We start from the raw sequence: 11,070 nt of genomic DNA, 5'->3' as shown, positions 1-11,070 counted from the left end.
CTCGGCGTCAGAGGGCAGCAAGCGTGCCCTCCGCAAGAACGCCGCCGAGGACATGGGCGTGCACATGGAAGACGGTCTGGCCGGCGGAGGCGCCGGTGTTGAAGATCAGGCGGTACTCGCCGGCGCAGTGCTCGTCTGCCACCCGGCCGGCCACGGCGATCAGCTCGGCCAGGAGTCCGGGGTCCCCCGCCGCCAGCTCGCCGACGTTCCGGTACTGCTGGCTCTTCGTGGTCACGACGACGTGCACGGGCGCCTGCGGGGCGATGTCGTTGAAGGCGATGATGTGGTCGGTTTCCGCGACGATGGTCGCCGGAATCTCGCGCGCGGCAATGCGAGAGAAGATCGTGGGTTCTGCACCGGAGGAAGCCATGGTTCTATCTTAAGCGTTCCTACCAGCGGCCGAGTGTTGCGTTCAGAATGGCGACGGCGGCGGGGCCGGCCGTCGAGGTACGCAGCACGGTGTCGCCCAGGCGCACCCGGCTGGCACCGGCCTGCTCGAGCACGTCGAGTTCGCTGGGGGCGATGCCGCCCTCGGGGCCCACCACCAGGACAATGTCCCGGTCGTCGGTGGGAATGCCGACCGCGGTCAGTCTGAGCTCTGCGGTCGGCTCGAGCAGCAGCATCCGGGTGGTCGCGGCGAGAGCGGTCAGCTGTTTCGTGCTCGTCAGCGGCAACACCGTGGGCAGCCACGGTCGGATGGACTGCTTGCTGGCTTCACGCACGATGGCGCTCCAGCGCGCCTGCCCCTTGGCGATCTTGACGCCCTCCCAACGGGCAACCGACCGGGCGGCGGCCCACGGGATGACGCCGTCGATGCCGAGCTCGGTGGCGGCTTGCACCGCGAGCTCGTCGCGGTCGCCCTTGGCCAGGGCCTGCACGAGCAGGATGCGCGGCGTCGCCGGTGGGGTCCGCCGGACGGTGTCCACCCTGGCGGTGAGCTCGGCCGGCTCGGCCGTGAGAACCGTGACGCCGAGCACGAGGCCCGCGCCGTCACCCAGCAGCAGGGTCTCGCCTGGGCGCACCCTGCTCACGGTGACGGCGTGCTTGGCTTCGGCGCCGGTCACGCTCACCGTTTCCCCGGCTACGGGGTCCCGGCTGGTGACACCGTCCGCGGACGTGCCGAGGGTCTCCGACAGGAAGAAATGCGCCATCGTCAGCGGTGGACCTAGCCCAGGAACCTGTCGCGGAGTTTCGCGAACAGGCCCTGCTGGAACTGGCTGAGGGCAGGCGCCGGAACCTTGTGCCTGGCGGCGAACGCCTCGATCAGTTCCCGCTCCTTGTGGTCGAGCTTGGTGGGGGTGAGAACCTGCACGCCCACCCGCAGGTCGCCGCGGCCGTTGCCGCGGAGCCTGGTCACGCCGCGGTCCTTGACCGTGAGGATCTCGCCGGCCTGCACGCCGGGGCGCAGCTCCACCTCGATGTCACCGTCGAGAGCCTTCACCGTGGCCGTGGCGCCCAGGATCGCGTCGGTCATGGGCACCTCGAGGGTGCAGAGCAGGTCGTCGCCGTCGCGGCTGAAGACGTCGTGGTGGCGCACCTTCATTTCGAGGTACAGGTCGCCATTCGGTCCTCCGGCCGGGCCGGCCTCGCCACTGCCGGGCATCTGCAGGCGAAGTCCGGTGTCGACGCCGGCGGGGATGTCGACCGGAACGGTGCGGCGGGCCCGCACGCGGCCCTGTCCCTGGCAGGTGACGCAGGGGGTGGCGATGATGGTGCCGTAACCCCGGCAGGACCCGCACGGGCTGGAGGTCATGACGTTGCCGAGCAGCGAACGCACGGCGCGCTGGATGCTGCCGGTGCCGTGGCAGATGTCGCAGGTGACCGGTGAGGTGCCGGGCTGGCAGCAGGTGCCTGAGCAGGTGGCGCAGACGATGGCGGTGTCCACCTCGATGTCGCGGTGGGTACCGAAGATGACCTCGTCGAGGTCGAGCTCGACGCGGATGAGGGCATCCTGGCCGCGCTCGCGCCGGGACCTGGGCCCGCGGCTGCCGCCGCCGCCGCCGCCGAAGAAGGTCTCGAAGATGTCGCCGAAGTTGCCGGCGTCGAAGCCGCCGCCCTGGCCCGGGCTGCCCGAGCCGCCGCGGTCGTAGTTCTGGCGCTGCTTGGGATCAGAGAGCACGTCGTAGGCGTGCGTGACGGATTTGAACCGTTCGGACGCCTCCGCGCCCGGGTTCACGTCGGGGTGCAACTGGCGGGCGAGCTTGCGGTACGCCTTCTTGATTTCGTCGGTGCTGGCGTCGCGGGCGACGCCGAGTGCTTCGTAGTGGTCAGCCAAAGCTGGCTCTCCTTGGGGTTGTGCGTGCGGTCTTGGGGGTATGGATTCGTGCCGGTGAGGTGTGTGGGGCGGCTAATTCTCGCCGAGGAGGCGCGAGAGATACCGGGCGACGGCCCGGACGGCCGCCATGTTGTTGGAGTAATCCATGCGGGTGGGGCCGAGCACACCCAGGCGGGCCGCGTCGCCCCTGGAGGTGTAGCCGCTGGTGAGCACGGACGTCTCGCCGAGGCCGAACGGCGCATTCTCGCGACCGATGCTCACCGACACGCCGTGCTGGTCAGTGGCCATCTCGCCGAACAGGCGCAAGAGCACCACCTGTTCCTCGATGGCCTCGAGCACGGGGTAGATGCTGCCGCTGAAGTCGTCTTCGGTGCGCACCAGGTTCGCGGCACCCGCCATGACCAGCCGGTCCTGCCGGTTGGCGCCGACCTGGTCCCGCAGGGTGCCGGTGATCAGGTCGATCAGGTCCTGGAACTCCGGCGGGCCGAGGCCCGTCGGGCCGGTGAGGGCCGTGGCGGCCTCGCTCATGCCCAGTCCGCCCACGACGGCGTTCAGCCGGGAGCGGAGTTCGGCCAGCGCGGCTTCGTCGAGCGAGCGGGACAGTTCGACGACCCGCTGTTCGACGCGCCCGGAATCGGTGATCAGAACCGAAAGCACCCGGGTGTCGCTCAGTGGCACGAGTTCGATGTGGCGCACCGTGGCGCGGGATAGCGACGGGTACTGCACCAGGGCCACCTGGTGGGTGAGCTGCGACAGCAGTCGCACGCTGCGGGCGAGGACTTCGTCCAGGTCGGCGGACTGGCCGAGGAACACCTCGATGGCCTGCCGTTGAGCGACGGTGAGCGGGCGGAGGTCGGCGAGGTGGTCGACGAACAACCTGTAGCCCTTGTCGGTGGGAATGCGGCCCGACGACGTGTGCGGGGCGACGATCAGCTCTTCTTCTTCGAGAAGGGCCATGTCATTGCGGATCGTGGCGGCAGAGACCCCAAAAGCGTGCCTGTCAACGATGGACTTCGAGCCGACGGGTTCGCGGGAGGCGACGTAGTCCTGAACGATGACGCGGAGCACCTCGAGGCTGCGATCTGACACCATGATCGTCCGCCTTCCTCATACCCGGTGTGCCGGCAGTTCACTGGCACTCTCGTTGTTTGACTGCTAATCATATCGCGGGTGGTGGGGATACCCATTGCTCCCGCACGATTTAGGGCACTAGCGTGGGAGTGGCGTCCGCTGCACCGGTTCAACGAAGGGCATTCCCATGAGCTATCCCCCGAGACAGGAACCATCGAGCACGCCGGCGGCGGGAGCACCGCTCTCCCCCGAACAGGACCGCCTGTGGGCGTCCCTCGCCCACCTGGGCGGCATTCTCTCGTTTCCGCCCGCCCTGATCATCTGGCTGGTCTTCAAGGACCGCGGGTCGTTCACCAACGGTGAGGGCAAGGAGGCACTGAATTTCCAGCTGACGCTGCTCATCGGTTACGTCGCCATCAACCTGGCCACCACGATCCTGGCGTTGCTCACCTTCGGCCTGCTGTCGGTGCTCTCCTCGCTGACCTGGGTGCTGTGGTTGATCGGGGCGATCTTCTCGGTGATGGGCTATCTCAGCGCCAAGGACGGCAAGCCGTACCGTTACCCGTTCTCCCTCCGCCTGATCAGCTAGTTTGGACGCGGCCGGATGAGCGCACCGGCGCTACTCTGGTGACAGTCACACCCGTCACCCGCCGGCCTGACCGCCGGAGTCCATAAAGGAGATCCAATGTCAGAGGCCACGCCTCCCCCCGCCACCCCGTACCAGGCGCCGAGCCAGCTGAGCCCCGCCGACGAAAAGCTCTGGGCAACCTTGATCCACATCGGCGGCATCATCTTCAGCTTCCTGCCCGCCCTGATCGGCTACATCGTGCTGAAGGATCGTGGCCCGTTCATCCGTGCGCACTCCGCGACAGCCCTGAACTTCCAGATCACCATTGCCATCGCGTACTTCGTCGGCGGAATCCTCACCGTCATCGGCATCGGCGTCCTGATCCTGGCCGCCGCCGGCATCCTGAACATCGTCTTCAGCATCATCGCCGCCGTCGCCGCGAACAAGGGCGAGTGGTACTCCTACCCGCTCACGATCAAGTTCCTCAGCTAGCCCTCGACCGGGCGTCTGCCCGGCCGGTCAGTCCGTGAGGAGCCGACGAACAACGGCGTCGGCGAGCAGCCGGCCCGTCAGGGTCAGTTCGATGTTCCCGGCGATGGCGGCCCGGCCGTCGATCAACTGATCGTTGATCAGGCCGGCCACCTCGCGGCGGCCGAGCGGTGAGAGAGTCGAAACCGGGATGCCCTCGCGGATCCTGGTCAACAACAGCACCCGCTCGGTCTCCCGGGTGGCGGAATCCAGGGTCTCCCGGCCGGCAGCCGGTGAGTGGCCGGCCAGAATCCGGTCCGCATACGCGGCCGGGTGCTTGACGTTCCACCAGCGCACACCGCCGATGTGGCTGTGCGCTCCGGGGCCGACGCCCCACCAGTCCTCGCTCCGCCAGTACGACAGGTTGTGCTTCGAGCGGTGCTCGGGGCCGCGCGACCAGTTGCTGACCTCGTACCAGCTGTAGCCGGCCTCGGCCAGGCGCGCATCCGCGAGTTCGTAGAAGTCGGCCTGCAGGTCTTCGTCGGGCTGCACGAGCTCGCCGCGGCGGATCTGCCTGGCCAGCTTGGTGCCGTCTTCCACGATCAGCGAGTACGCGCTGATGTGGTCGGGCTGCTGGCCGATGGCGGCGTCGAGGCTGGCCCGCCAGTCCCCGATGGTCTCCCCCGGCGTGCCGTAGATCAGGTCGAGGCTCACGTCCAGGCCGGCCTCGCGCGCCCAGGCCACGACGAGCGGAACCCGTTCGGGGTCGTGCGTGCGCTCCAGGGTGGCCAGCACCCGCGGCACGGCGGACTGCATGCCGAAGGACACCCGGGTGAAACCGGCCTGCTTGAGCTGGCGCAGGTAGGCCAGGTCGACGGAGTCCGGGTTGGCCTCGGTGGTGATCTCGGCGCCGGGGACGATGTCGAAGGTGTCGCGCACGGAGTGCAGCATGCGCACCAGGTGCTCTGCGGGCAGCAGCGTGGGCGTGCCGCCGCCGAAGAAGACCGTGGCGGCCGGCCGCGCCGGCACACCGGACTCGGCCAGGATGCGGGCGGCGGACTCGACCTCGAGCACCGCCTGGCTGGCGTAGTCGCTCTGCTTCACGCCGCGCAGTTCGGTGGCGGTGTAGGTGTTGAAGTCGCAATAGCCGCAGCGCACCTTGCAGAAGGGCACGTGCAGGTACACGCCGAAGTCGCGTTCTGCGGCGCCGTTGGCGGCCGATGCCGGGATCAGGCCGTCCAACGGTGCGGGATCACCGACCGGGTGCGGTCCGGCCATCAGCCCATTCCGACGGGGTGCAGGGCGAGCAGGTACTTGCGGGTGTAGCGCTCCTGCTGGAAGCGCAGGATGGGCCAGGCCAGTCGGTAATACCAGGCGCTGGGGCGCGAGAACGAGCGGATGGTGAGCCAGACGGAGTCGTCGGCGCGCCGGTCGACGATGAAACACTCCTCGCCGTTCTGCGGGTGCCCGCGCATGGTGCCGTAGGCGAAGCCGATCTTGTCGACCTCGTCGATGACGTAGACGACACGCACCGGCGCCGCGACGGTGAACGGACCGTTCGGGATTTTCAGGACCGCGGTCATGCCGTTGCTGATGAACGGGGTGCCGTCCTCGGCGAAGGTCGCCTCGTTCACCGGGTGCTCCTGGTTGGGCGCCGGCGTTCCCTCGTCGGTGAAGACGATGCCGGTGTACTGCACGCCGGTACCGGCATCGAGGTCGGTGACGTCGATACCCGAGCCGCGTTGCACGCCCCAGGTCATCAGCGCTGTCGTGGCGACCCTGAAACGCTCCTCCCCGCTACCCAGGCGCACAGTGCGCTCGAGCGGGCGGTGCCCCTTGGGCGGGTAGCGCATCAGGTCGGGCGCGAGGGTGCCGCCGATGGCGGCGTAGGTCACGGCGGCGTCGGTGAAGGTCGAGCGGCGCATCGGTGTTACTTCTTTTCCTTCTTGGCCGGCTCGTCGCCGGAGAGAGCGGCGATGAAGGCCTCCTGCGGAACCTCGACCCGACCGACCATCTTCATGCGCTTCTTACCTTCCTTCTGCTTCTCGAGCAGTTTGCGCTTACGGGAGATGTCACCGCCGTAGCACTTGGCCAGCACGTCCTTGCGGATGGCGCTGATGGACTCGCGGGCGATGATCCGGGCGCCGATGGCGGCCTGGATGGGCACGTCGAACTGCTGGCGCGGAATGAGCTTCCGCAGCCGGCCGGTCATCAGCACGCCGTAGTCGTAGGCCTTGTCGCGGTGCACGATGGCACTGAAGGCGTCGACCTGTTCGCCCTGCAGCAGGATGTCGACCTTGACCAGGTCGGCCTCCTGGGAGCCGATCGGCTCGTAGTCCAGCGACGCGTAGCCGGCGGTCTTGCTCTTGAGCTGGTCGAAGAAGTCGAACACGATCTCGCCCAGCGGCATGGTGTAACGGATCTCGACCCGGTCCTCGCCCAGGTACTCCATGCCGAGCAGGGTGCCGCGCCGGCCCTGGCAGAGTTCCATGATCACGCCGACGTAGTCCTTGGGGGCGAGGATCGCGGCCTTGACGATGGGCTCCTCCACGACGGCGATCTTGCCGTTGGGGAACTCGCTCGGGTTGGTGACAGTGACGGTCTTCTTGTCGTCGGTGGTGACCTCGTAGATCACGCTGGGCGCGGTGGTGATCAGGTCGAGGTTGAATTCCCGGTCGATCCGCTCGGTGATGATTTCCAGGTGCAGGAGACCCAGGAAGCCGCAGCGGAAGCCGAAGCCGAGGGCCACGGAGGTTTCGGGTTCGTAGACGAGTGACGCATCCGAGAGTTTGAGTTTGTCGAGGGCTTCGCGGAGGGCCGGGTAGTCGCTGCCGTCGATGGGGTACAGGCCGGAGAACACCATGGGCTTGGGCTCGGTGTATCCGGGCAGGGCGACGGTGGCCGGCTTCATGGCGGTGGTCACGGTGTCGCCGACCTTGGACTGGCGCACGTCCTTCACGCCGGTGATCAGGTAGCCCACCTCGCCGACGCCCAGGCCCTTGCTGGGCGTGGGTTCGGGGCTGGTGACGCCGATCTCGAGGATGTCGTGGGTGGCGCGGGTCGACATCATCTGGATCTTCTCGCGGGGGCTCAGCTGCCCGTCGATCATGCGCACGTAGGTGACGACGCCGCGGTAGCTGTCGTAGACCGAGTCGAAGATCATGGCGCGGGCCGGAGCATTGGGGTCGCCGACCGGCGCCGGGATCAGCGAGGTGGCGCGGTCGAGCAGCTCGGACACGCCGACGCCGGTCTTGCCGGAGACCCGCAGCACGTCGTCGGGGCTGCCGCCGATCAGGCTGGCCAGTTCCTTGGCGTACTTGTCGGGGTCGGCGGCCGGCAGGTCGATCTTGTTGAGCACCGGGATGATCGTGAGATCGTTCTCCAACGCCAGGTACAGGTTCGCCAGTGTCTGGGCTTCGATGCCCTGGGCGGCGTCGACGAGCAGGATGGCGCCCTCGCAGGCGGCGAGGCTGCGGGAGACCTCGTAGGTGAAGTCGACGTGGCCGGGAGTGTCGATCATGTTCAGCGCGTAGGTCTGGCCGTCCATCTCCCAGGGCATCCGCACCGCCTGGCTCTTGATGGTGATGCCGCGTTCGCGCTCGATGTCCATGCGGTCCAGGTACTGGGCTCGCATGGAGCGGTCGTCGACGACGCCGGTGATCTGCAGCATCCGGTCGGCCAGCGTGGACTTGCCGTGGTCGATGTGCGCGATGATGCAGAAGTTACGGATGAACGCGGGGGCGGTGGCGGCCGGTTCCAGCGCCTTGAGAGCTCTCGGTGACATGATGAGGCCAATTCTCCCATGCCCTGCGGTGTCGGGGTGACCCGCCGGGCTGGCGGGCGGTCATCCATTCGACTGATGACGCTGTCGGCTGGCCTGATTAGGCTGGGCGCACCATGTCCACCATCGCCCTGCGCACCCAACCCGCCCGCCGGGATCCCATGCCGCCCGCCAGGATCGGCGACGGGCTTCCGGACTCGGCCCTGACTCCGGTGTTCTCGGGGCTGCGCATCGGACTGCACCTCTTGATCGTCGCGCTGACCGGACTCGTCATCGTGCGCGCCCTGCTGGGTGCAGGTCCGGACACCGGGGTCGTAGTGCTGCTGTCCCTCCTTTTTGTCGCCAGTTACGCCGGCGGCAGCGTGCTGGCCCGGCGCCGGCCGTCGGCCTGGCTGGTGACGGTGTGGATGACCCTGCTGCTGGTGGAGTGGCTCGCGCTCACCCTGTTGGCGCCTGATGCCGCGTTCATAGTCTTCCCGCTGTTCTTCCTGCAATTGCACGTGCTCCCGTTGCGCGCCGGCATCCCGTTGGTGATGCTGAGCGTGCTGTTGACGATCTGGTCGATGAGCCTCCACGTGGGCCTCGCCCTCGGCGCCACCCTGGGCCCGCTTGTCGGCGCGGCCGTGGCGGTGGCCGTCGGGTTGGGGTACCGGGCGCTATTGCGCGAGGCCGCCGAACGGCAGCACCTGATCGAAGATCTCCTGACCACCCGCTCCGAGCTGGCGGCCGCGGCACGGGATGCGGGCACCCTCGCCGAACGCGAGCGGCTGGCCAGGGAGATCCACGACACCGTGGCGCAGGGCCTGTCGAGCATCCAGATGCTGTTGCACGCCGCCGAGAGCCGGGTGAGCGACCCCGCGGCGCTGGACCACCTGCGCCTGGCCAGGGACACGGCGGCGGCCAACCTGGCGGAGACCCGCCGATTCATCCGCGAACTCACCCCGCCGGCGCTGGAGACCCAGAGCCTGCCCGGCGCCCTCGCCAGGCTCGCCGCGTCCGCCGAACGCACCGCGGCGGGCGGAGGGGCGGGCAGGTCCGCGGTCGGCACCGTGGTGGCCACCAGGGTCAGCCTGCACGTGACCGGCGACCCGACCGTGCTGCCGATGCCGCTGGAGACGACTCTGTTGCGCATCGCGCAGGGATCGCTCGCGAACGTCGCCCAGCACGCCGGCGCCGGCCGCGCCGAGGTGACCCTGAGCTACATGACCGACGAGGTGGCCCTGGACATCGTCGACGACGGCCGCGGCTTCACGGTGTCGGAGGCCGCGGCCGAGCGCCCGGACTCGTTCGGCCTCGTCGCCATTCGGCAGCGGGTGGAACAACTCGGGGGCACCTTCGTTTTGGAGTCCGCGCCAGGCCAGGGCACCGCCGTCGCGGTCAGGTTCCCGATTCGCGAGGTCCAGGCATGATCCGGGTGCTCCTGGCCGACGACCACCCCGTGGTGCGGGCCGGCCTCCGCGCCCTGCTCGGCGCCGAACCCGACCTGGTTGTCGAGCTGGAGGCCGGCACCGCGGAGGACGCCGTCGCCCTGGCCGCCGGCGGCCGGGTGGACGTCGTGCTGATGGACCTGCAATTCGGCGGTTCGATGCAGGGAGCGGAAGCTACCAGGCGGGTGCGGTCGGCTCCGGGAGCACCGCACGTGCTGATCCTGACCAACTACGACACCGACGCCGACATCCTCGGCGCCATCGAGGCGGGCGCGAGCGGCTACCTGCTCAAGGACGCCCCGCCGGCCGAGCTCGTTGCGGCGGTCCGGGCGGCGGCGGCGGGACAGAGCGCTCTCGCCCCGGCCATCGTGACCCGGCTGGCCGGCCGCTCCCGTGTGTCGGAGGGCCGGTTGTCTCCCCGGGAGGTCGAGGTGCTCGGACTCGTGGCGGCGGGCCGCTCCAACCGCCAGATCGGCCAGGACCTGTTCCTCAGCGAGGCGACGGTGAAGTCGCACCTCGTGCACATCTTCGGCAAGCTCGGCGTCGGCTCACGCACCTCCGCCGTCGCCAGCGCCCGCGCGTCCGGCACCATCAGGGGCGCCTGATGCCCACGGCCGGCTCGCCGGTGCCGGTGCTGCTCGTGCACGGCATCCGCACCTCGGCCAGCATGTGGCGGCACCAGGTGGAGTGGTTGGCGGCCGCGGGACACCCGGTGTTGGCCGTTGACCTGCCCGGACACGGTACCCGCCTGGGCCAACCGTTCACCGTCGACACGGCGCTCGCGGTCATCGACGCCGGGGTGGACGCGCTCGGTGGTCCTGTGCTCCTGGTCGGCCTGTCGCTCGGTGGATACTTCGCCATCGCGTATGCGGCCAGGCACCCGGACCGGGTCCTTGGCCTGGTTGCGGCCGGGTCGTCGTTCGAGCCGACCGGACCGGGACTGCGCGGGTATCGGCGCCTGGCCGGTCTCATTCACCGGATGCCCGACCGCGGGCTCTGGTTGCACACCTTCCTGGTCAAGCGGATGCTGCCGCCCGCCGGCGTCGGGGACGTTCTCGCCGGCGGTGTCGCCCTCGACGTCATGGACGCGGGTCTCCGGGCGACCGGCACACTGACCCCGCTGGCCGACCTGCGGGCGTTTCCCGGCAGGGTGTGGCTGGTCAACGGAGCGTACGACCATTTCCGCCTGCACCAGAAACGGTTCCTCCTGGCGGCCAGGCGGGGCACCCTCCTGACGATCCCCGGAGCCGGACATCTGGTCAGCCTGCACCGACCGCACGGGTTTGATACTGTGCTCAGACAGATCATCGAGGAGATCGAGGCCGATCTGGGCCAGAGCACCCCCGATCCGGTCAACCATCCGGGCCGATAACTGGTATCGTTGCCTGTTGGCTTGCGTGTTGGGTCCCACCCCACACGATTTTCGCCGCACGGTGCCCTCTATCACCGGGCGGCCCATCCGAACAAGAACCTAACGAAA

The 11,070-nt window shown here is 68.8% G+C and carries 12 protein-coding genes; 5 read left to right on the top strand and 7 right to left on the bottom strand.

Annotated features, from left to right (window positions below; all coding sequences use genetic code 11):
* Positions 1 to 7: 7 nt before the first annotated feature.
* From ACEN2M_RS00165 to hrcA, 4 genes are all read right to left on the bottom strand, one after another.
* Positions 8 to 370, bottom strand: coding sequence for an HIT domain-containing protein (locus ACEN2M_RS00165; RefSeq protein ID WP_441646127.1), 363 nt, complete (start codon positions 368 to 370; stop codon positions 8 to 10).
* Between the two features lie 19 nt (positions 371 to 389).
* Positions 390 to 1,151: a 16S rRNA (uracil(1498)-N(3))-methyltransferase gene (locus tag ACEN2M_RS00160; protein ID WP_441646126.1), complete on the bottom strand. Its 762-nt coding sequence runs from the start codon at positions 1,149 to 1,151 to the stop codon at positions 390 to 392.
* A gap of 14 nt (positions 1,152 to 1,165) precedes the next feature.
* Positions 1,166 to 2,275, bottom strand: coding sequence for a molecular chaperone DnaJ (gene dnaJ, locus ACEN2M_RS00155; RefSeq protein ID WP_441646125.1), 1,110 nt, complete (start codon positions 2,273 to 2,275; stop codon positions 1,166 to 1,168).
* A 72-nt stretch (positions 2,276 to 2,347) separates the two neighbouring features.
* Complete coding sequence (gene hrcA, locus ACEN2M_RS00150; protein ID WP_441646124.1) at positions 2,348 to 3,367, bottom strand: heat-inducible transcriptional repressor HrcA; 1,020 nt, start codon at positions 3,365 to 3,367, stop codon at positions 2,348 to 2,350.
* A 166-nt stretch (positions 3,368 to 3,533) separates the two neighbouring features.
* Between hrcA and ACEN2M_RS00145 the strand changes: the two genes are divergently transcribed.
* Both ACEN2M_RS00145 and ACEN2M_RS00140 read left to right on the top strand, forming a co-directional pair.
* Positions 3,534 to 3,935: a DUF4870 domain-containing protein gene (locus ACEN2M_RS00145; RefSeq protein WP_441646123.1), complete on the top strand. Its 402-nt coding sequence runs from the start codon at positions 3,534 to 3,536 to the stop codon at positions 3,933 to 3,935.
* Positions 3,936 to 4,031: 96 nt separating this feature from the next.
* A complete protein-coding gene (locus ACEN2M_RS00140; RefSeq protein ID WP_441646122.1) occupies positions 4,032 to 4,406 on the top strand; it encodes a DUF4870 domain-containing protein in 375 nt (124 codons plus the stop codon).
* Between the two features lie 27 nt (positions 4,407 to 4,433).
* Here the strand turns inward: ACEN2M_RS00140 and hemW are convergent, their stop codons facing one another.
* From hemW to lepA, 3 genes are read right to left on the bottom strand one after another with little or no spacing between them, the layout of a single operon-like run.
* Positions 4,434 to 5,660: a radical SAM family heme chaperone HemW gene (hemW, locus tag ACEN2M_RS00135; RefSeq protein ID WP_441646121.1), complete on the bottom strand. Its 1,227-nt coding sequence runs from the start codon at positions 5,658 to 5,660 to the stop codon at positions 4,434 to 4,436.
* Entirely contained in the window at positions 5,660 to 6,307 is a 648-nt protein-coding gene (locus ACEN2M_RS00130) for a DUF1990 family protein (RefSeq protein WP_441646120.1), read from the bottom strand. Before ACEN2M_RS00130 ends, hemW begins: the two co-directional genes overlap by 1 nt.
* A gap of 5 nt (positions 6,308 to 6,312) precedes the next feature.
* Entirely contained in the window at positions 6,313 to 8,166 is a 1,854-nt protein-coding gene (gene lepA / locus ACEN2M_RS00125; protein WP_441646119.1) for a translation elongation factor 4, read from the bottom strand.
* A gap of 113 nt (positions 8,167 to 8,279) precedes the next feature.
* Here lepA and ACEN2M_RS00120 point away from each other — a divergent pair, with 113 nt between their 5' ends.
* The 3 genes from ACEN2M_RS00120 to ACEN2M_RS00110 are packed head-to-tail and all read left to right on the top strand — an operon-like array spanning position 8,280 to position 10,962.
* The gene (locus ACEN2M_RS00120; RefSeq protein ID WP_441646118.1) at positions 8,280 to 9,572 is read left to right on the top strand and encodes a sensor histidine kinase; all 1,293 of its coding nucleotides are present in this window, start codon (positions 8,280 to 8,282) and stop codon (positions 9,570 to 9,572) included.
* On the top strand, positions 9,569 to 10,195 hold the full coding sequence (locus ACEN2M_RS00115; protein ID WP_441646117.1) for a response regulator: 627 nt from the start codon (positions 9,569 to 9,571) through the stop codon (positions 10,193 to 10,195). The genes ACEN2M_RS00120 and ACEN2M_RS00115 overlap by 4 nt, the downstream gene beginning before the upstream one ends.
* Positions 10,195 to 10,962, top strand: coding sequence for an alpha/beta fold hydrolase (locus tag ACEN2M_RS00110; protein ID WP_441646116.1), 768 nt, complete (start codon positions 10,195 to 10,197; stop codon positions 10,960 to 10,962). Before ACEN2M_RS00115 ends, ACEN2M_RS00110 begins: the two co-directional genes overlap by 1 nt.
* The last annotated feature ends 108 nt before the right edge of the window (positions 10,963 to 11,070 follow it).

Source organism: Cryobacterium sp. W22_MBD10_FK3 (genome assembly GCF_052113745.1).
Taxonomy (GTDB): domain Bacteria; phylum Actinomycetota; class Actinomycetes; order Actinomycetales; family Microbacteriaceae; genus Cryobacterium.
This window is presented reverse-complemented; position numbering and strand designations above follow the sequence as displayed.

What these genes read in the sequence shown, in the direction of transcription:
- ACEN2M_RS00165 (WP_441646127.1), bottom strand. Translation starts at nt 370, where the DNA reads ATGGCTTCCTCCGGTGCAGAACCCACGATCTTCTCTCGCATTGCCGCG.
- ACEN2M_RS00160 (WP_441646126.1), bottom strand. Translation starts at nt 1,151, where the DNA reads ATGGCGCATTTCTTCCTGTCGGAGACCCTCGGCACGTCCGCGGACGGT.
- ACEN2M_RS00130 (WP_441646120.1), bottom strand. Translation starts at nt 6,307, where the DNA reads ATGCGCCGCTCGACCTTCACCGACGCCGCCGTGACCTACGCCGCCATC.
- ACEN2M_RS00140 (WP_441646122.1), top strand. Translation starts at nt 4,032, where the DNA reads ATGTCAGAGGCCACGCCTCCCCCCGCCACCCCGTACCAGGCGCCGAGC.
- hrcA (WP_441646124.1), bottom strand. Translation starts at nt 3,367, where the DNA reads ATGGTGTCAGATCGCAGCCTCGAGGTGCTCCGCGTCATCGTTCAGGAC.
- ACEN2M_RS00145 (WP_441646123.1), top strand. Translation starts at nt 3,534, where the DNA reads ATGAGCTATCCCCCGAGACAGGAACCATCGAGCACGCCGGCGGCGGGA.
- ACEN2M_RS00110 (WP_441646116.1), top strand. Translation starts at nt 10,195, where the DNA reads ATGCCCACGGCCGGCTCGCCGGTGCCGGTGCTGCTCGTGCACGGCATC.
- ACEN2M_RS00120 (WP_441646118.1), top strand. Translation starts at nt 8,280, where the DNA reads ATGTCCACCATCGCCCTGCGCACCCAACCCGCCCGCCGGGATCCCATG.
- ACEN2M_RS00115 (WP_441646117.1), top strand. Translation starts at nt 9,569, where the DNA reads ATGATCCGGGTGCTCCTGGCCGACGACCACCCCGTGGTGCGGGCCGGC.
- hemW (WP_441646121.1), bottom strand. Translation starts at nt 5,660, where the DNA reads ATGGCCGGACCGCACCCGGTCGGTGATCCCGCACCGTTGGACGGCCTG.
- lepA (WP_441646119.1), bottom strand. Translation starts at nt 8,166, where the DNA reads ATGTCACCGAGAGCTCTCAAGGCGCTGGAACCGGCCGCCACCGCCCCC.